At 64.1% G+C, this 19,129-nt stretch carries 17 protein-coding genes; 9 read left to right on the top strand and 8 right to left on the bottom strand.

Going from position 1 to position 19,129, the window contains the following annotated elements:
* The 6 genes from rraA to B4L76_RS18520 all read left to right on the top strand — a co-directional run bounded on the left by rraA (position 1) and on the right by B4L76_RS18520 (position 4,497).
* Entirely contained in the window at positions 1-492 is a 492-nt protein-coding gene (gene rraA, locus B4L76_RS18495) for a ribonuclease E activity regulator RraA (RefSeq protein WP_296234489.1), read from the top strand.
* A gap of 27 nt (positions 493-519) precedes the next feature.
* Positions 520-1,515: a zinc transporter ZntB gene (locus tag B4L76_RS18500; RefSeq protein ID WP_296234490.1), complete on the top strand. Its 996-nt coding sequence runs from the start codon at positions 520-522 to the stop codon at positions 1,513-1,515.
* A gap of 56 nt (positions 1,516-1,571) precedes the next feature.
* A complete protein-coding gene (locus B4L76_RS18505; protein WP_296234491.1) occupies positions 1,572-1,844 on the top strand; it encodes a CrfX protein in 273 nt (90 codons plus the stop codon).
* A 2-nt stretch (positions 1,845-1,846) separates the two neighbouring features.
* Positions 1,847-2,671 (top strand): mechanosensitive ion channel family protein, encoded by an 825-nt coding sequence (locus B4L76_RS18510; protein ID WP_170029048.1) that lies wholly within the window; start codon positions 1,847-1,849, stop codon positions 2,669-2,671.
* A gap of 113 nt (positions 2,672-2,784) precedes the next feature.
* Entirely contained in the window at positions 2,785-3,351 is a 567-nt protein-coding gene (sigX, locus tag B4L76_RS18515) for an RNA polymerase sigma factor SigX (RefSeq protein ID WP_033696348.1), read from the top strand.
* 111 nt (positions 3,352-3,462) lie between these two features.
* Entirely contained in the window at positions 3,463-4,497 is a 1,035-nt protein-coding gene (locus B4L76_RS18520; protein ID WP_170029049.1) for an OmpA family protein, read from the top strand.
* A 99-nt stretch (positions 4,498-4,596) separates the two neighbouring features.
* Here the strand turns inward: B4L76_RS18520 and cobA are convergent, their stop codons facing one another.
* The 5 genes from cobA to B4L76_RS18545 form a co-directional block, all read right to left on the bottom strand.
* Positions 4,597-5,337 (bottom strand): uroporphyrinogen-III C-methyltransferase, encoded by a 741-nt coding sequence (gene cobA / locus B4L76_RS18525; protein ID WP_296234494.1) that lies wholly within the window; start codon positions 5,335-5,337, stop codon positions 4,597-4,599.
* A 27-nt stretch (positions 5,338-5,364) separates the two neighbouring features.
* Entirely contained in the window at positions 5,365-7,035 is a 1,671-nt protein-coding gene (locus B4L76_RS18530; RefSeq protein ID WP_296234496.1) for a bifunctional protein-serine/threonine kinase/phosphatase, read from the bottom strand.
* Between the two features lie 9 nt (positions 7,036-7,044).
* Positions 7,045-8,256: a nitrate/nitrite transporter gene (locus B4L76_RS18535; RefSeq protein ID WP_296234497.1), complete on the bottom strand. Its 1,212-nt coding sequence runs from the start codon at positions 8,254-8,256 to the stop codon at positions 7,045-7,047.
* A gap of 263 nt (positions 8,257-8,519) precedes the next feature.
* Positions 8,520-9,095, bottom strand: coding sequence for an ANTAR domain-containing response regulator (locus B4L76_RS18540; protein ID WP_296234499.1), 576 nt, complete (start codon positions 9,093-9,095; stop codon positions 8,520-8,522).
* Positions 9,096-9,107: 12 nt separating this feature from the next.
* Complete coding sequence (locus B4L76_RS18545) at positions 9,108-10,322, bottom strand: CmpA/NrtA family ABC transporter substrate-binding protein (protein WP_296234501.1); 1,215 nt, start codon at positions 10,320-10,322, stop codon at positions 9,108-9,110.
* 157 nt (positions 10,323-10,479) lie between these two features.
* On the opposite strand from B4L76_RS18545, the gene B4L76_RS18550 reads away from it, so the two are divergent.
* On the top strand, positions 10,480-11,505 hold the full coding sequence (locus B4L76_RS18550) for a quinone-dependent dihydroorotate dehydrogenase (RefSeq protein WP_296234502.1): 1,026 nt from the start codon (positions 10,480-10,482) through the stop codon (positions 11,503-11,505).
* A 95-nt stretch (positions 11,506-11,600) separates the two neighbouring features.
* Here the strand turns inward: B4L76_RS18550 and rmf are convergent, their stop codons facing one another.
* A complete protein-coding gene (gene rmf, locus B4L76_RS18555; RefSeq protein WP_003248687.1) occupies positions 11,601-11,816 on the bottom strand; it encodes a ribosome modulation factor in 216 nt (71 codons plus the stop codon).
* A gap of 559 nt (positions 11,817-12,375) precedes the next feature.
* Between rmf and rlmKL the strand changes: the two genes are divergently transcribed.
* Both rlmKL and B4L76_RS18565 read left to right on the top strand, forming a co-directional pair.
* Positions 12,376-14,568 carry a bifunctional 23S rRNA (guanine(2069)-N(7))-methyltransferase RlmK/23S rRNA (guanine(2445)-N(2))-methyltransferase RlmL gene (rlmKL, locus tag B4L76_RS18560; RefSeq protein WP_296234517.1) on the top strand — a complete coding sequence of 731 codons (2,193 nt, stop codon included), beginning with the start codon at positions 12,376-12,378 and terminating at the stop codon, positions 14,566-14,568.
* A gap of 94 nt (positions 14,569-14,662) precedes the next feature.
* Positions 14,663-17,053: a sensor domain-containing diguanylate cyclase gene (locus tag B4L76_RS18565; RefSeq protein WP_296234519.1), complete on the top strand. Its 2,391-nt coding sequence runs from the start codon at positions 14,663-14,665 to the stop codon at positions 17,051-17,053.
* A 60-nt stretch (positions 17,054-17,113) separates the two neighbouring features.
* Here B4L76_RS18565 and dacB read toward each other — a convergent pair whose 3' ends face one another.
* Together dacB and B4L76_RS18575 are read right to left on the bottom strand one after the other, a co-directional pair.
* Positions 17,114-18,571 carry a D-alanyl-D-alanine carboxypeptidase/D-alanyl-D-alanine endopeptidase gene (gene dacB, locus B4L76_RS18570; RefSeq protein WP_296234521.1) on the bottom strand — a complete coding sequence of 486 codons (1,458 nt, stop codon included), beginning with the start codon at positions 18,569-18,571 and terminating at the stop codon, positions 17,114-17,116.
* A 198-nt stretch (positions 18,572-18,769) separates the two neighbouring features.
* Positions 18,770-19,114, bottom strand: a complete 345-nt coding sequence (locus B4L76_RS18575) for a YggL family protein (protein WP_004376110.1) — start codon at positions 19,112-19,114, stop codon at positions 18,770-18,772.
* Between the last annotated feature and the right edge of the window lie 15 nt (positions 19,115-19,129).

Genomic DNA, 19,129 nt, shown 5'->3' on the forward strand with positions numbered 1-19,129 from the left:
ATGCAGCATTACGTAACGCCCGATCTGTGTGACGCCTACCCGGACCTGGTGCAGGTGCTGGAACCGATGTTCAGCAATTTTGGTGGCCGTGATTCCTTCGGCGGCCAGATCGTCACCATCAAATGCTTCGAGGACAATTCGCTGGTCAAGGAGCAGGTCGAGCTCGATGGCAAGGGCAAGGTCCTGGTGGTCGATGGCGGTGGGTCGCTGCGCCGTGCCTTGCTTGGCGACATGCTGGCTGAAAAGGCCGCGAACAACGGCTGGGAAGGCCTGGTGATCTACGGTTGCGTGCGTGACGTCGACGTGCTGATCCAGACCGATGTCGGGGTGCAGGCCTTGGCCAGCCACCCGATGAAGACCGACAAGCGTGGCATCGGCGACCTGAACGTGCCGGTGACTTTCGCCGGGGTGACCTTCCGCCCGGGTGAGTACGTATATGCCGACAACAATGGCGTGCTGGTCTCGCCAAGCCCGCTGAAAATGCCGGAGTGATGCGCCGCACGCGCTGATGGAGCTTTGATGTTCGAGGAAGACAACGCGCAGTGGGGGCTGGTGCATGCCCTGGTGCTCGATGGCAAGGGCGGCGCGCGCTCGATTGCCCGTACCGAACTGGACAGCCTGCAACTGCAACCCGGGCAAAGCCTGTGGTTGCACTGGGACCGCAGCCATCCGCAAACCCGCACCTGGCTGCTGCACGACAGCGGGCTCAGCGAATTTGCCTGCGAGCTGCTGCTCGAGGAGAATACCCGCCCGCGCCTGCTGCCCATGGCGCAAGAGCAACTGTTGCTGTTCCTGCGTGGGGTCAACCTCAACCCGGGTGCCGAGCCTGAAGACATGGTCTCGGTGCGCATCTTCGCCGAAGCGCAGCGGGTCATTTCGCTGCGCCTGCGGCCTTTGCGTGCCAGTGACGAGATTCTCCAGCAGCTCGAAGAGGGCAGAGGGCCGAAATCGGCCTCCGAGCTCTTGCTGCTGATGGGCGAACTGCTGACGGAAAAGGTTCAGGGCCTGGTCAGTGACCTGTCCGAACAGGTCGACCTGGAGGAAGAAAAGGTCGAATCCGACGAGCGGTATACACCGGAGAACGGTTGCCTGCAGCAGATTCGCCGGCGCGCTGCCAGCCTGCGTCGTTTTCTCGCCCCGCAGCGGGAGATCTACGCCCAGCTGTCGCGCAGCAAATGGAGCTGGTTCGCCAACGCCGACGCCGATTACTGGAACGAACTCAACAACAGCCTGATCCGCTATCTCGAAGAGCTGGAACTGGCCCGCGAACGTGCCGCGCTGGTGCTGGAAAGCCAGGATCGCCGGCGCAGCGAGCGGATGAACCGGACCATGTACCGTTTCGGCATCATCACCTGCATCTTCCTGCCCATGAGTTTCGTCACCGGGTTGCTGGGCATCAACGTCGGCGGCATCCCGGGGGCGGAAAACCCCTATGGCTTCCTGTTCGCCTGCATCGTGGTGCTGGGGCTGGCGGTGGGGCAGTGGTGGCTGTTCCGCCGGTTGCGATGGGTATGAATGTGTGACCCATCGCCCGGCCATCTCGTCTCTGACTGACACTGCGCGAGGTGCCCATGCACGATCCGTTTGAAGAATCCCTGCGTGACCTGCTCAAGGCGTCACCCTCCGGCAATGACCGGGACGACCGGGATGACGCCGCCTGCCTGGGTCGCGTGCTGAAAACTGCCAACCGCCAGGTTGGTGCCGGTGATCTGTTCAGCCTGCTTGGCCGCTGGAGCCAGGCGCTGCTGATCGCCGTGAACAATGGCGCGGCGCATGTTGCGCCGGTGCGTCGACACTCTTCCCGCAACGCTGCCAGTGGCAGCAAAGCAGATAAGGCCGATTGAATATGGAACTCGATCTCTGGACCCAGAGCCTGGTCACTGCCATGACTGCCCTTTGGACCAAGGTAGCGAACTTCATCCCCAACCTGTTCGGCGCGCTGGTCGTGGTGCTGCTTGGTTTCGTGGTGGCCAAGCTGCTCGACACGCTGCTGTCCAAGCTGCTTGCCAAATTCGGCCTGGACCGCCTGATGGCCGGTACCGGGCTGACCAAGATGCTGGGCCGGGTCGGCATCCAGGTGCCGATCTCGACCTTGATCGGCAAGGTCGTGTACTGGTTCGTGCTGCTCATTTTCCTGGTCTCGGCCGCAGAGTCGCTGGGCCTTGAGCGAGTCTCGGCGACCCTCGACATGCTCGCCCTGTACCTGCCGAAGGTATTCGGCGCGGCGCTGGTGCTGCTCGCCGGCGTGCTCCTGGCCCAGGTCGCCAACGGCCTGGTGCGTGGCGCTGCCGAAGGCATTGGTCTGGAATACTCGGCAGGGCTGGGGCGCATTACCCAGGGCCTGGTGATCATCATCAGCATCTCGGTGGCCATCAGCCAGCTGGAAGTGAAAACCGACCTGCTCAACCATGTGATCGTGATCGGGCTGATTACCGTTGGTCTGGCCGTTGCGCTGGCAATGGGCCTTGGTAGCCGCGAAATTGCCGGGCAGATCCTGGCTGGCATCTACGTGCGCGAGCTGTACCAGGTCGGCCAGCAGGTGCGGATTGGCGAGGTAGAAGGGCAAATCGAGGAGATCGGTACGGTGAAGACCACGCTGCTGACCGATGATGGCGAACTGGTGTCGTTGTCCAACCGCGAGTTGTTGGAACAGCGAGTCAATAGCCGCTAACCGCACAAAAGCTGTTAATGTATGCCGCCGCGAAAATCGACCCACGGGGTCGCGCGGCGACATTGACCTGACTGTCGGCCAGATCCGTTTTGAATAAAGTTCATTCGCCGCCCATGCGCTATGACCCCCGCGAGCTCACCGACGAAGAGTTGGTGGCGCGTTCGCATGAGGAGCTGTACCACGTTACCCGCGCCTATGAGGAACTCATGCGGCGCTATCAACGGACCCTGTTCAACGTCTGTGCACGTTATCTGGGGAACGACCGTGACGCGGACGATGTCTGTCAGGAGGTCATGCTGAAGGTGCTGTATGGGTTGAAGAACTTCGAGGGCAAATCCAAGTTCAAGACCTGGCTCTATAGCATCACCTACAACGAATGCATTACCCAGTACCGCAAGGAGCGCCGCAAGCGGCGGTTGATGGATGCCTTGAGTCTGGACCCTGTCGAAGAGGCGTCCGAAGAAAAGGCTCCGAAACCGGAAGAAAAAGGCGGGCTGGACAAGTGGCTGGTGCATGTGAACCCGATTGACCGGGAAATTCTGGTGCTACGTTTTGTCGCAGAGCTGGAATTTCAGGAAATTGCCGACATCATGCACATGGGCCTGAGCGCGACGAAAATGCGCTACAAGCGCGCGCTTGACAAGCTTCGGGAGAAATTTGCCGGCCTTGATGAAACTTAGGGGCTTGCAAATATCTCTAACGAACCGGCGAGTTCTGCTAGACTTGCCGTCGAGTTGTCCCCCTTGTTTGTGGTGGGACTGCTTAACTATCACCAGATGGGGATTTAACGGATGAAATTGAAAAACACCTTGGGCTTGGCCATTGGTTCGCTTGTAGCCGCCACTTCGATTGGCGCTATGGCGCAAGGCCAAGGCGCCGTCGAAACTGAAGTCTTCTACAAGAAAGAGTTCTTCGACAGCCAGCGCGACTTCAAGAACGACGGCAACCTGTTCGGCGGTTCGATCGGTTACTTCCTGACCGACGACGTCGAGCTGCGTCTGGGCTACGACGAAGTTCACAACGCTCGTGGCGAAGACGGCAAGAACATCAAGGGCTCGAACACCGCCCTGGACGCCGTTTACCACTTCAACAACCCGTACGACGCTATCCGTCCGTACGTTTCCGCTGGTTTCTCGCACCAGTCGCTGGGCCAGACCGGCCGTGGCGGTCGTGACCACTCCACCTTCGCCAACGTTGGCGCTGGCGCCAAGTGGTACATCACCGACATGTTCTACGCCCGTGCTGGCGTTGAAGCTCAGTACAACATCGACCAGGGCGACACCGAGTGGGCCCCGAGCGTTGGCGTTGGCCTGAACTTCGGCGGTAGCCCGAAGCAAGCTGAAGCTGCTCCGGCTCCTGTTGCCGAAGTCTGCTCCGACTCCGACAACGACGGCGTTTGCGACAACGTTGACAAGTGCCCGGACACCCCGGCCAACGTTACCGTTGACGCTGATGGCTGCCCGGCTGTTGCCGAAGTCGTTCGCGTTGAGCTGGACGTCAAGTTCGACTTCGACAAGTCGGTCGTCAAGCCAAACAGCTACGGCGACATCAAGAACCTGGCTGACTTCATGAAGCAGTACCCACAGACCACCACCACCGTGGAAGGTCACACTGACTCCGTCGGCCCAGACGCTTACAACCAGAAGCTGTCCGAGCGTCGTGCCAACGCTGTCAAGCAGGTCCTGACCCAGCAGTACGGCGTAGAAGCCAGCCGTGTTGACTCGGTAGGCTACGGCGAAACCCGTCCGGTTGCCGACAACGCCACCGAAGAAGGCCGCGCTATCAACCGTCGCGTTGAAGCTCAGGTAGAAGCCCAGGCCAAGTAATTGGTTTGAAGCTTCAAGAAAAACCCGGCTTTGGCCGGGTTTTTCTTTGCCTGTTTTTCGGCTTCGCATGGGCCTGGCGGGAGCGGCGCAGGCAGCACATCACCCAGCAACTGCCACCTGTTCCCGGGCTACCTGTGCCCCAACCACCTCTCCGATCACCAATATCGCCGGGCTACGCAAGCCAAACCCTCGCGCAACCTCCACCATCCCCTGTACATCGCTCCAGCACGTCCGCTGCTGCGGTAACGAGGCATTTTCGATCATCGCCACCGGCGTTCCCGGCGCCATGCCGCCGTCCAGCAGCCCCTGGCGCACCTGCTCCAGCCGCGCCACACCCATGTAAACCACCAGCGTCGTTCCGCCCTGGGCCAAGGCTTTCCAGTTCAGTTCGCTGTCGTCCTGGGTGTGCGCCGTCACCAGCGTCACGCCCCGGCTCACACCGCGTGAGGTCAGGGAAATGCCACACTGCGTGGCCCCGGCCAGCCCGGCCGTGATGCCATTGACCACTTCCACCTCGATGCCATGCCCCTGCAGCCACATCGCCTCTTCGCCACCCCGGCCAAAAATGCACGGGTCGCCGCCCTTGAGCCGCACCACGCAACGCCCTTGCCGGGCATGACGCAACATCAGGCGCTGGATGAACGCCTGCGGGGTAGAGCGGCAGCCACCGCGCTTGCCTACGCCGATCACCCGGGCCTGGGGGCAATGTTCCAGTACGGCCGGGTTGACCAGGTCGTCGATCATCACCACGGCGGCCTGCTGCAGGGCACGTACGGCCTTGAGGGTGAGCAGCTCGGGGTCGCCAGGGCCGGCACCGACCAGCCAGACTTTCGCATTCATCAGCATTTCCTCATCGGCAAGGTGCGTTCAGCCCTTGAGCAGGGTGAGCAGCAAGATCAGGTTGAACAGCAAGGACAACAGGGCCAGGGTGCGCCACACCTTCAGTGGCTCGCGTTCCAGCAGTGGGCGTGGCCGGTCGGGCAGTTCCTGGCGGTCGCCGCGCTCGAGCAGCAGCAACCAGTGTTCGGCGGTTTCGAAACGTTGCGCCGGGTCGGCCGCCACCGCCTGCTGCAAGTTGTGCTGCAGCCATTCCGGCAAGTCGGGGCGATAGCGCGCGGCACTGACCGGCTGGCCGAAGCGCGGGCGCTGGAAAGCCTCGACCTCGCCGTACGGGTAATGCCCGGTCAGCAGGTGGTACAGCGTGACGCCCACGGCATACAGGTCCTGACGCGGGCTCGGCGGTTGGCCATCGAACGCTTCCGGGGCAATGTACGAGGGCGTGCCCGGCAGCTCGTGCAGCGCGTCTTCGGACAGGCCGGGGCAGTAGGCCAGGCCGAAGTCCAGCAGGCGCAGCTGGCCGTCGCTGCCCAGGTGCAGGTTCTCCGGCTTGATGTCGCGGTGCAGCAGGTTGCGCCGGTGCAGCACGCCGACCGCCTGCAGCAGTTGCCGGGCCAGCTCCAGCCACTGCGACAGGGGCAGTGGGCCATGCTCGGCGAGCAGCGCCGCCAGGTTCTGGCCGGGGTATTCGCGCATCACGTAGTACAGGTGCTGGCGCTGGTTGGCCGCGTGCAGTTCGGGAAAGTGCCGACCGGCGACCCGGCGCAGGAACCACTCCTCCAACAGCAGGGCTTGCGCCGCGCCGGGCTCCTGCTCGCGCCCGGCGGGGAGAGTCTTGAGCAGCCAGGCTTGGCCTTGGCCATCGCGTACCCGGTACAGCAGCGACTGGCGGCTGTGCGCCAGCAGCTTTTCGGCGTGCCAGCCATCGATGAGCTGGCCCTCGCGCAGCGAGCCGGGCACAGGCCATTGCTGCAACTGTGCCAAGGTGTCGCCGAGGTTGGCCGTGCCCGTCTGCTCGACCTGCACCAGCAAGGCACTGGCGTTGTCCTGGCTGCCGTTGAGGTGCGCGCTGGCGACCAGGGTATCGACGGCCAGTTGCAGGTCGGGTTGCTCGCGCAACACCGCCTGGATGTGCTGGTCGCCCAGGCTGGCCCAGACCCCGTCGCTGAGCAGCAGGAAACATTCACCCGCCTGCAGTTCGCCTTCCAGGTAATCCACCAGCAGGTGCTGGTCCAGGCCCAGCGCACGCTTGAGCACATGCTGCATGCCGGGCTGGTCCCACACATGGTCTTCGCTCAGGCATTGCAGGCGCCCGGCGTGCCAGCGGTACACCCGGCAGTCGCCGACGTGGGCCAGGGTAAAGCGGCGGCCACGCAGCACCAGCGCGCTGAGGGTGGTCAGCAGCGGTTGACCGCTGCCTTGGGCACGCAGCCAGCGGTTCTGCGCCAGCAGCAGGCGGTCAAGGGCCTGGGCCACGCTCCAGGTCGCGGGCGTGGCGTAGTAGTCCAAGGCCAGCGCCTGCAGGCTGGCACGTGCCGCCAGGCCACCGTCGGCGCACTGGCTGACACCGTCGGCAAGGGCGAACAGGTAGCCCTTGCTGGCGGCCAGCTCCGGCGCCGGGGTGACCAGGCGCAGGGCGTCCTGGTTTTCCTCGCGCGGCCCGGTGGCGCTGGCCTGGGCGAAACGCAGTTGCAGGCTCATCGGCGTGCCTCAGACCCGCGCCGCAGTAACGGCTGCCGAGCCCCAGGTGGTGCGCCAGCGCTGCTTGACGCCATGCAGGCCGAACCAGGCCAGCAGACCCAGGCTGGCGAACAGCCACAGCCCCAGCTGGTAGTCGCCGGTGTGCTGCTTGATGGTGCCGAGGCCGGCCGCCAGCAGGAAGCCACCGATGCCGCCGGCCATGCCGATCAGCCCGGTCATCACGCCGATCTCCTGGCGGAAGCGTTGCGGCACCAGCTGGAACACTGCGCCATTGCCGGCACCAAGGCCCAGCATGGCACTGACGAACAACGCGAGGGCGGCGGCTGCGCTGGGCAGGTTGAAGCCGACCGCAGCGATACAGATGGCCGCCACGCTGTACATGCCCAGCAGGGTGCGGATACCGCCGAAACGGTCGGCAAGCGCGCCGCCGAGCGGGCGCATCAGGCTGCCGGCGAACACGCAGGCGGCCGTGTAGTAGCCAGCGGTGACCGGGCTCAGGCGGTACTGGTCGCTGAAGTAGCCGGGCAGGGCGCTGGCCAGGCCGATGAAGCCACCGAAGGTGACACTGTAGAAGAACATGAACCACCAGCTGTCGCGGTCACCCAGGGCCTTGAGGTAGTCGGCCATGGCTTTCGGCTTGGGTCGCTGCGGGGCATTGCGTGCCAGCAGGGCGAACACCAGCAGCGTCAGCGCCAGCGGAATCAGCGCGAAGCCGAACACATTGTTCCAGCCAAAGCCTGCGGCCAGCGCCGGTGCCAACAGGGCGGCGAACACCGTACCGGAGTTGCCGGCACCGGCGATGCCCATGGCCTTGCCTTGGTGCTGCGGTGGGTACCACTGCGATGCCAGCGGCAGCGACACGGCGAACGAGGCACCGGCAAAACCGAGAAACACGCCCAGCAGCAGCGCCTGTTCATAGCTGTGCACGCCCAGGTGCCAGGCCGCCGCAAGCGCGACGATGACCACCACCTGGCCGATCAGTCCGGCGCTCTTGGGGGACAAGCGGTCGACCAGCACGCCCATGGCAAAACGCAGGATTGCCCCGGCCAGGATCGGTGTAGCGACCATCAGGCCCCGTTGTTGTGCGCTCAGCTGCAGGTCGGCGGCAATTTGCACCGCCAACGGGCCGAGCAGGTACCAGACCATGAAGCTGAGGTCGAAGTACAGGAATGCGGCGAACAGGGTGGGCACATGCCCGGATTTCCAGAAGCTGGTACTCATCGAACACCTCACTTGGCAATGCAGCGGAACGAAAAAGACGCCGCTTCCCGCTCCACGGCTGTGGAGGGGAGAGCGACGTCTTTGTCGGGATCAAGTGGGCAACCGCCGTTGGTTACCGGTGCAATTCATTTAGCAATAGATGGGCCAACTGGTGCTGGTGATGGACTTAAGGTTTCGGCGCCTGTGCGACCGAGCGCCGCCCGCGATGCGCCGCGCGGGCGGCGCTGGATCGCACAGGCGGCGCAACCCTCAAAGCAAACCAGTCACCCAAGCATCTCGTGCATGGCGATGATCTGCTCGGCCACCTGGATCAGCTTCTGCTGCCGGCTCATGGCCTGGCGGCGCATCAGGGTGTAGGCCTGTTCCTCGTTGCAGTCCTTCATCTTCATCAGCAAGCCCTTGGCCTGCTCGACACGCTTGCGCTCGGCCAGCTGCTGGTCGCGGGCGAGCAACTGCGCCTTCAGCGCCTGGTCACTTTCGAAGCGGGCCATGGCCACATCCAGGATCGGCTGCAGCCGTGCGGCATGGATGCCCTCGACGATGTAAGCGCTGACGCCCGCCTGGATCGCATGGCGCATCACCGCAGGGTCGTGTTCGTCGGTGAACAGCACAATGGGACGTGGCTGGTCCCGGCTGAGCAGCACCACCTGTTCCATCACATCACGGTCTGGCGAATCGGTATCGATCAGCACCACGTCCGGGCGCACTGTTTCGACGCAGGCAGGCAGGTCGATGGTCAGGCCTGGAGCTTCGATGACCTCGAAACCGGCCTCGCTCAGTGCCGCCTTGAGGCGGCCGAGCTTGTTCTGGGTATCGTCGATCAGCAGGATACGCAACATGGTCGTTTTCTCTCACGCGCCGACACGGGCATCGGGCAGCTCGCCCAGGGCATGCAGGCTGAAACTGCGGGCATAGGCGTAGGGGTCGCTGCCGTCCCAGCGGGTGCCGTCGATCAGCAGGCTGCTGCGCATTGCCTGCTCGGGGCAGGCCACGCCCAGGCTCTGTGCCGCTTCACGGTACAGGGCCAGTTGCTGGACCTGGGTCGCCACGCCGAGGTAGTCAGGGTCTTCGCGCAGCAGGCCCCAGCGGCGGAACTGGGTCATGAACCACATGCCGTCTGACAGGTATGGCAGGTTGGCCTTGCCATGGTCGTGCAGGCGCAGGGCATGCGGGTCTTGCCAGTGGTTGCCCAGGCCGTCCTGGTAATGGCCGAGCAGGCGCGGTTCGATGCGCTCCAGCGGGGTGTCCAGGTAGGCGTTGCCGCTGAGCAGCTGGGCGGTGCTGCGACGGTTCTCCGGGCTTTGTTCGATGAAGCGACTGGCGGCGAGGACCGCCTTGATCAGCGCGCGGGCGCTGTTGGGGTACTGCTCGATGAAGGCGCGAGCACAGGCCAGGACCTTTTCTGGGTGGTCCGGCCAGATCGACTGGCTGGTGGCCAGGGTGAAACCTTGGCCCCTGGCCACCGCATCGGCAGCCCAGGGTTCGCCCACGCAGAAGCCGTCGATGCGCCCGGCCTGGATGTGCGCGGCCATCTGCGCTGGCGGCAGCACCACGCTGTCGACGTCGCGCAACGGGTGGATGCCCTGGCTGGCCAGCCAGTAATACAACCACATGGCATGGGTGCCGGTAGGGAAGGTCTGGGCAAAGGTCAGGCGTGCGCCGTGCTGGTGCACCAGGCGCGCCAGTGCCTCGGGATTGCTCACCCCCTTGCGTTGCAGGGCCGGCGACAAGTTGATGGCCTGGGCATTCTGGTTCAGCCCCATGAGCACGGCCATGGCTCTGGCCGGTACGCCGCCGATACCCAGGTGCACGGCGTAGGCCAGGCCATACAGGCAATGTGCGGCGTCCAGCTCGCCGCTGACCAGCTTGTCGCGCAGCCCGGCCCAGGAGCCCTGGCGCTTGAGGTTGAGAGTAAGGCCCTGTTGCTGGGCAAAACCCTGGGTGGCGGCGACCACCACCGAGGCGCAGTCAGTCAGGGCCATGTAGCCGATATTCAGGCTGGGCCTTTCCGGTGCGTCGCTGCCGTTGACCCAGGCCAGGGGCGTTGCTCGGGGTACTGTGTTCACAAGGTTCCTCGCCCGTACTGATAAGGCTGTGGGCTTGTCTGGTGCAACCGATGTGCCATCTGGCGGCAGCACTGGGGCAGCCACCCCACGATTTGCTGTCATGCCGGCTTCGCGCTGGCTATAATCGCCCCCTCATTCACCCCGAGCCTTGCCGCCCATGTATACCCTGGCCCGCCAGCTGCTGTTCAAGCTTTCTCCGGAAACCTCCCACGACCTTTCCCTGGACCTGATCGGTGCCGGTGGCCGGCTTGGCCTCAACGGCGTGCTGTGCAAGCAGCCGGCGGCCTTGCCGGTCACGGTCATGGGCTTGAACTTCGCCAACCCGGTAGGCCTGGCGGCCGGCCTGGACAAGAACGGTGCGGCCATCGACGGTTTCGCCCAGCTGGGCTTCGGCTTCGTTGAAATCGGCACGGTCACGCCGCGCCCGCAACCGGGCAACCCCAAGCCACGCCTGTTCCGCCTGCCGGAAGCCACGGCGATCATCAACCGCATGGGCTTCAACAACCTGGGCGTCGACCACCTGCTCGGCCGGGTGCGCGCGGCACGTTACAAAGGCGTGCTGGGCATCAACATCGGCAAGAACTTCGACACACCGGTCGAGCGCGCCGTCGATGATTACCTGGTCTGCCTGGACAAGGTCTACACCGACGCCAGCTACATCACGGTCAACGTCAGTTCACCGAACACCCCGGGCCTGCGCAGCCTGCAGTTCGGCGACTCGCTCAAGCAACTGCTCGATGCCCTGGCCGAGCGCCGCGAGCAACTGGCTGGCACGCATGGCAAACGCGTGCCGCTGGCGATCAAGATCGCCCCGGACATGAGTGACGAGGAAACCGCCCTGGTGGCTGCCGCGCTGATCGAGTCGGGCATGGATGCGGTGATCGCCACCAACACCACGCTTGGCCGTGAAGGTGTCGAGGGGCTGCCGCATGGTGGCGAGGCGGGGGGGCTGTCGGGTGCGCCGGTACTGGAGAAGAGCACGCACATCGTCAAGGTGCTGGCGGGTGAGCTGGCTGGCAAGCTGCCGATCATTGCCGCCGGTGGCATTACCGAAGGCCGGCATGCCGCCGAGAAGATCGCTGCCGGGGCGAGCCTGGTGCAAATCTACTCGGGCTTCATCTACAAGGGGCCTGCGCTGATTCGCGAAGCGGTAGACGCTATCGCTGCGATGCCACGGGTTTGATCGGCAGGCAAAAAAAGGGCCCCTTCGAGGGGCCCCTGGGCTGCGCCCGCCGCCCGGATAGGGCGTGCATGGTAAATCGAATTCAGTGTCCTCGTTCAGCCAACGGCGTGATTTTCGTTGAGTCTATGGATGCCAGCGGTGCCAGTCATTCCGTCCCAGTTATCACCGCGACCTTCACGCCAGCCGTTGATCCAGGCTTGGCGAACAGATGGAAGATTGAAGGGGCAAAGTTCGCGGGATTTGCCGGTGACCCCGTATTGGTAGCCACGTGAATATGCTCTTTCCAACGGATCACGCTTAAGTCTTCTCATAGGGTGTTGCCCTCACTTGTTGACTGTAATGTCCCGTCGGCCTCTCCGAGGCCGGGCAGAGTCTTTCTGCCGGTGTGCGCTCGCTGCCGGCGTGGCGAGCTGAAAGTGCCGCCTCGTTGCGATGCGGCCTGAGACCAGTTCTATCGAATGCAGGTCACGGTGTGAATGATCGATTTGTCATAAGGACGTAACCTTTCCAAGGGTGAGGGGATAAGTAAATAAATGCGACTCAACCCTGTTTAGCGTTTAGCCCGCTGTGATGAGGGTTTGCCGATCATTGACGTCATTTCGCCAGCGCTGCTTGCAGATGACAGAAATAACTTGAAATGCGACGAAGGGTCACATCCGCCCCGGCATCGCCAGAATTTTACGTACTGCCTGATGATCTAAGCTGTCCTTGCCCCTGGGCCAGGCGCAGGTCGGTCAGGCGGCCCGGCCTCCAGCACATGCTCGCATGCCATGGAAGGCCACCTGCACGCCTGCTGGAAAGGGGTGCGGGCAAACATCGCGGGGCGATGCGTCGCCCCGTCAGTCAAATAGCCAAGGCGCTGGAATACTCATGTCGGACCGTTTCGAACTCTACCTCACTTGCCCCAAAGGCCTGGAAGCCCTGCTCGCCGAAGAGGCCCGGGCCCTCGGCCTGGATGATGTGCGCGAGCACACCTCGGCCATTCGCGGCAGCGCCGACATGGAAACCGCCTACCGTCTGTGCCTGTGGTCACGCCTGGCCAACCGGGTGCTGCTGGTGCTCAAGCGCTTCTCCATGAAGAACGCCGACGACCTCTACCACGGCGTGCATACCGTCGATTGGGCCGACCACCTGGCCGCCGACGGCACCCTGGCGGTGGAGTTCAGCGGCCATGGCTCCGGCATTGACAACACCCACTTCGGTGCGTTGAAGGTCAAGGATGCGATCGTCGACAAGCTGCGCAACCGTGAAGGCCTGCGCCCTTCGGTGGAAAAGATCGACCCCGACGTGCGCGTGCACCTGCGCCTGGACCGCGGCGAAGCCATCCTGTCCCTTGACCTTTCCGGGCACAGCCTGCACCAGCGTGGCTACCGTTTGCAGCAGGGCGCCGCGCCGCTGAAGGAAAACCTGGCGGCGGCGGTGCTGATCCGCGCAGGCTGGCCTCGCATTGCCGCCGAAGGTGGCGCGCTGGCTGACCCGATGTGCGGTGTGGGTACCTTCCTGGTCGAAGCCGCCATGATCGCCGCGGACATCGCCCCCAACCTCAGGCGAGAACGCTGGGGCTTCAGTGCCTGGCTCGGCCATGTGCCGGCGCTGTGGCGCAAGGTGCATGAAGAGGCGCAGGCGCGAGCCGAAGCCGGCTTGGCCAGGCCGCCACTGTGGATTCGTGGTTACGAGGCCGACCCACGGCTGATCCAGCCGGGCCGTAATAACGTCGAGCGTGCCGGCCTGGGTGACTGGGTGAAGATCTACCAGGGTGAAGTCAGCACCTTCGAACCGCGCCCGGACCAGAACCAGAAAGGCCTGGTCATCAGCAACCCGCCCTACGGCGAGCGCCTGGGTGACGAGGCCAGCCTGCTGTACCTCTACCAGAACCTCGGCGAACGCCTGCGCCAGGCCTGCATGGGCTGGGAGGCAGCGGTATTCACCGGCGCACCGCAGCTGGGCAAGCGCATGGGCATTCGCAGCCACAAGCAGTACGCATTCTGGAACGGCGCGTTGCCCTGCAAGCTGCTGCTGTTCAAGGTGCAGCCTGACCAGTTCGTGACTGGCGAGCGCCGTGAGTCTGCCGCGCCAGGCGCGGACATCGACCTGCAGGCAGCGCTGGCCAGCGAGCCGGCGCGCCTGTCGGAAGGGGCGCAGATGTTCGCCAACCGCCTGCAGAAGAACCTGCGGCAACTGGGCAAGTGGGCCCGCCGCGAACAGGTCGGCTGCTACCGTCTGTACGATGCCGACATGCCCGAGTATGCCCTGGCGGTCGACCTGTACCAGGACTGGGTGCACGTGCAGGAATATGCCGCGCCACGTTCGGTCGACCCCGACAAGGCCCAGGCGCGCCTGCTCGATGCACTGGCCGCCATCCCCCAGGCGCTGGGCATCGCGCCGCAGCGTGTGGTGCTCAAGCGCCGCGAGCGGCAAAGTGGTACCCGCCAGTACGAGCGCCAGGCCACCGAAGGCCGCTTCCAGGAAGTCAGCGAAGGCGGCGTCAGGCTGCTGGTGAACCTCACCGACTACCTCGACACCGGGCTGTTCCTCGACCACCGCCCGATGCGCATGCGCATCCAGCGCGAGGCCGCCGGCAAGCGCTTTCTCAACCTGTTCTGCTACACCGCGACGGCCACCGTGCACGCCGCCAAGGGCGGGGCGCGCAGTACCACCAGCGTCGACCTGTCGAAAACTTACCTGGACTGGGCGCGGCGCAACCTGGCGCTCAACGGTTTCTCCGAGCGTAACCGCCTGGAGCAGGGCGATGTGATGGCCTGGCTGGAAGGCAACCGCGACAGCTACGACCTGATCTTCATCGACCCACCGACCTTCTCCAACTCCAAGCGCATGGAAGGCGTGTTCGATGTGCAGCGTGACCACGTGCAACTGCTGGACCTGGCCATGGCCCGCCTGGCCCCGGGCGGCGTGTTGTACTTCTCGAACAACTTCCGCAAGTTCCAGCTGGACGAACACCTGATGACGCGGTACGCGGTGGAGGAAATCACCGCCCAGACACTTGACCCGGATTTTGCCCGCAACAACCGCATTCACCGGGCCTGGCGTTTGCAACTGCGTTGAGGCGACGAGGTACATTGCGCGGCTAATGGCCAATAGCTATAACTGACAGCAGGGCAGGATAATCCGCAGGACGCCGATGTGACGAGACGGGTGTATGTCGAAGGGTGGCGTGCGTGCGCGGTTGCTTGGCCTGTGCACAGAGCGGGTGCCCGCCTGGGCAGCGGCGCTGGTCGCGCTGCTGGTGGGCGGCCTGCTGACGGCCGTTCTGGCGCTTGCTGCGCAGGCCTTCCACCAGCAGCAGCTGCGTCAGCGCTTCGAGCTGCTCGCCAACGAGCGTTTCAGCCGTATCGCCGAACGCTTTGACGAACAGCAGCAGCGCCTGGACGGGCTGCGCCGGTTCTTCAGCTTTTCCAGGGTCATCACCCCGCGCGAATTCGATGGCTACACCCGGCCATTGTTGCACCGGAACCTGGCTTATGCCTGGGCGCCGCGTGTCGAAGCTGGGCAACGCGCCGAATTCGAGCGTCAGGTGGGTGCGCATAACGGGCAAAGTTATGTGATCCGCGACCAGGACGAGCACGGCCGGTGGCACCCCGCCCCTTTGCGTGACCATTACTTCCCGATACTTTACAACCAGTCCGGCGGATTGCCCGGGCTGCCCATCGGGCTGGACCTCGCTGCCCAGCCCAGATCGCAGGCGGCGCTGGCGCGGGCGCTGGAGCCAGGCAGCATGGCGATTTCCGGGCCGCTGGCCAGGCTCGATACCAGTACGGATGCGCGGGGTCTGTTGATGGTGGCGCCGGTATTTGCCGATGCCAGGCCCAGCGACCTGGCAGTGGGCTATGTCATGGCCTTGCTGAGCATGCGGGAGCTGGTCAGTGACGGGCGACCGGTGGCGGCAGATGACAGCCTGGTCGTACGCATTGTCGACCCCACCGGCTTGCATGGCCCCGAAGTGCTGTTCGATTCGCAGAACCCGGTCGCCCCCTTGGCGCTTGCCAGCAAACAGCTGTTGCACATGGCCGACCATCACTTCCAGCTGAGTATCAGGCCGAGCCTGGTGTTCGTGCAGGGCAACCGCTCCTTGGCAGTGTTGGCGGTGAGCCTGCTCGGCGGGTCGTTGAGCCTGCTGCTCAGCGTTTTGCTTTATAGCCTGTTCAGCCAGCACCAGCGCGCCGTGGCCCTGGTCGAGCAGCGCACTGCCGAGCTGCGGGTCAGCGAGCAGTCACTGCGAGACACCCATAACCAGCTGCGCAGCGTGCTGGATGCCGCGACACAGGTGGCGATCATTGCCACCAACCTCAAGGGCGTGGTCAGCACCTTCAACGCTGGCGCCGAGCACATGCTCGGTTACCAGGCCAGCGAGGCGATCGGCCGCCTGCGCCTTGAGGACCTGATGCTGCCTGAGGAGTTGAGCCAGCGTGCCCACGCCTTGAGCCTGCGTTACGGCCGGCCGATCGCTGGCGGCCAGGCCATGTTCGCCGAAACGGCGCAGGCACACGCCGCGGAACCGGGGGAGTGGACCCTGTTGCGTGCCGATGGCAGCCAACTGGTGGCGAACATGCTGGTCACCGCCATGCTCGATGAACAGGGCCTGTGGACGGGCTACCTGGCGATCTGCATCGATGTCACGGAGCGGCGCCGGGTGCTCGAGGCCCTGGCGGCGCGTGACCGCCTTCTGGAAAAACTCAGTGCCGAAGTACCGGGGGGTATCTACCAGTACCGCCTGGATAGCAACGGCCATTCCTGTTTTCCCTACGCCAGCATGGGCCTGTACGACATCTACGAAATTGACCCGCAGCAGTTGCGCGAGGACGCGACGGTGGTGTTCGAGCGCATCCACCCCGATGACCTGGAGCGGGTGCGCCGTTCTGTGCGTTATTCGGCCGAGCACCTGTCGCCCTGGCGCGAAGAGTATCGGGTCTGCCTGCCGCGTGCCGGGCTGCGCTGGGTGCGTGGCGAAGCGACGCCGGAGATGGGCGAGCAAGGTTGCACCCTGTGGCATGGCTACCTGACTGATATCTCCGACCTGAAAAGCGTCGAGGAGGAGTTGCGCAGGTTGTCGGTGACCGACTCGCTGACTGGCATCCATAACCGCCGCTACTTCCAGGAACGACTGAAATCCGAGCTGGAGCGGGCCCAGCGCGACGGCTTGGCGCTGGCGGTGATCATGCTCGACATCGATCACTTCAAACGTATCAACGATCGTTTCGGCCATGCTGTCGGCGACCGCGTGCTACGCAGTCTGTGCCTGCGCATCGGCCAGCGTTTGCGGCGTACCGACGTATTCTGCCGGCTGGGTGGCGAGGAATTCATGGTGCTGTGCCCCGGCAGCGATGCCGAGCAGGCGCGGTCGCTGGCGCTGGAGCTGTGGAAAGGGCTGCGCAATGTGCCGGTGGAAGGCGTGGGCAGGGTGACCGCAAGTTTTGGCGTGGCGGGGTGGCGGCCGGGGGAGGGGGCCGATGCCCTGCTGTTGCGCGCCGATGCCGGAGTGTATGCAGCCAAGCAGGCCGGGCGCGACCGGGTGGAGGGGGAGTCGGGCTGATGGGGCATGGCGTCCGCTCCTGCAGCGAACCCCATCAGCCGACCCGGTGTGGCACGACGGTCAATTGGCCGCTGTGCTGTCGGCCAGCTTCGGCTGGCGGTACAGGTCCAGCAGCACCTGGTCGAGCACCTGCGATGCCCCCCACGGTTTCGGATCGTTGAGGATGGCCGCCACCGCCCAGGTATGACCATTGCTGTCACGGCTGAAGCCGGCGATCGCCCGCACGGTATTCAGCGTGCCGGTCTTGATGTGCCCTTCACCTGTCATTGCCGTGCGTTTCAGACGCTTGCGCATGGTGCCGTCCATGCCCACCAGCGGCATCGAGCTGATGAACTCGGCAGCGTAGGGGCTTTTCCAGGCGGCTTGCAGCATGGCGGCCATTTCCCGGGTACTGACCCGCTCGGCACGCGACAGGCCGGAGCCGTTTTCCATCACCAGGTGCGGTGCGGTAATGCCCTTCTTCGCCAGCCATTGACGCACCACGCGCTGGGCAGCGCGGGCATCGTCGCCATCGGCATCGGTGCGGAACTGCGCGCCGAGGCTGAGGAACAACTGCCGGGCCATGGTGTTGTTGCTGTACTTGTTGATGTCGCGGATCACTTCCACCAGGTCTGGCGAGAAGGCCCGGGCCAGCAGGCGTGCACCCTTGGGCACGTTCTCGAAGCGATTGCCACCCTGGATGCTGCCACCCAGCTCGTTCCAGATCGCGCGTACGGCACCGGCGGCGTAGGTGGGATGGTCAAGCAGCGACAGGTAGGTCTGCGAGTTGCAGCCCTCACCCAGCTGGCCGCTGACCGTTACGCTGATGCCATCGGCCTGTTGCACCGGGTTGTAGCGTACGTCACCCGAGCACTGCCTGGAGGCGACTGCCTTGACCTGGTTGTCGATGCGGATACTGGCAATCGGTGGTTCGACCGCGACGGTGACCTTGCCGCCGTCATTTCGGGCCACGAAGCGCAGGGCCTTGAGGTTGACCAGCAAGGCATCCGGCTGGACCAGGAACGGCTTGTTCACATCGCCGCCGTCATCGTTGAACTGCGGCAGGTTGGGCTGCACGAAGTGGCTGCGGTCCAGCACCAGATCGCCAGTGACGGTGCGCACGCCATTGGCGCGCAGGTCACGCATCAACAGCCACAGCTTTTCCATGTTCAGTTTCGGGTCTCCACCCCCTTTGAGGTACAGGTTGCCGTTGAGCACCCCGTTGCTGAGGGTGCCGTCGGTGTAGAACTCGGTCTTCCACTGGAAGGTCGGGCCGAGCAGTTCAAGGGCTGCGTAGGTGGTAACCAGCTTCATGGTCGAGGCCGGGTTCACCGACACGTCGGCATTGAACACGGTCGGTGTGCCGGGGCCGTCCAGCGGCAGCATCACCAGCGACAGCGCCGAATCCTGCAGCTTGCTGGCCTTGAGGGCTTGCTGCACTTTGGCGGGCAGGGTGGTATTCACGGCAGCGGCATGGCCGGGCAGGGCGAATGGCAGCAGCAGGCCGGCAAGTACGAGGGGACGAAGCGTTTTGATCATAGTCAGTAAACACCCTACGGCGAGGGGAAAGGGCATCGGGGCTGTAAAGGATGATGGCCCCAGGACGGAAGAATGCGCATTATGCCCCAAGCGCAGCGACGATGCGCCACGTTCGACAGAAAAGCACCAACCCGGGAAAAGCACGGCGCAAAAAAAAGGCCACCCGTGAAGGTGGCCTTTTCAGCGATCGGGCCGGTATTACTCGGCCTTGTTGATCGGTTTTTCCGGGTACCAGGCGTCCAGCAGCGGGCTGACTTCGATCTTGGTCAATTCGCTGCGGCCCTTGAGCCAGGCTTCAACGGCTGCACGCTGTTCTTCGCTGACCGAGCCGCGTTTGACCGAGCACACCAGGCCGAAATCGTCACCGCCTACATAGTCCAGGCCGTTGGCATCCATGGCTTCTGCCAGGAACGCGTCGAGGAAAGCATCGATTGCCTGGTCATCCAGATCTTCCTTGAATTCCAGGTTCAGCTCGAAGCCCAATTCCTGAAACTCGTCGACACACAGCTTCTTGCGCAGACGACGGGAGCGGTTTGTGGCCATGAAACAATCCTCTTA

Origin of the sequence: Pseudomonas sp. UBA4617 (assembly GCF_002386445.1) — a bacterium.
GTDB lineage: Bacteria > Pseudomonadota > Gammaproteobacteria > Pseudomonadales > Pseudomonadaceae > Aquipseudomonas.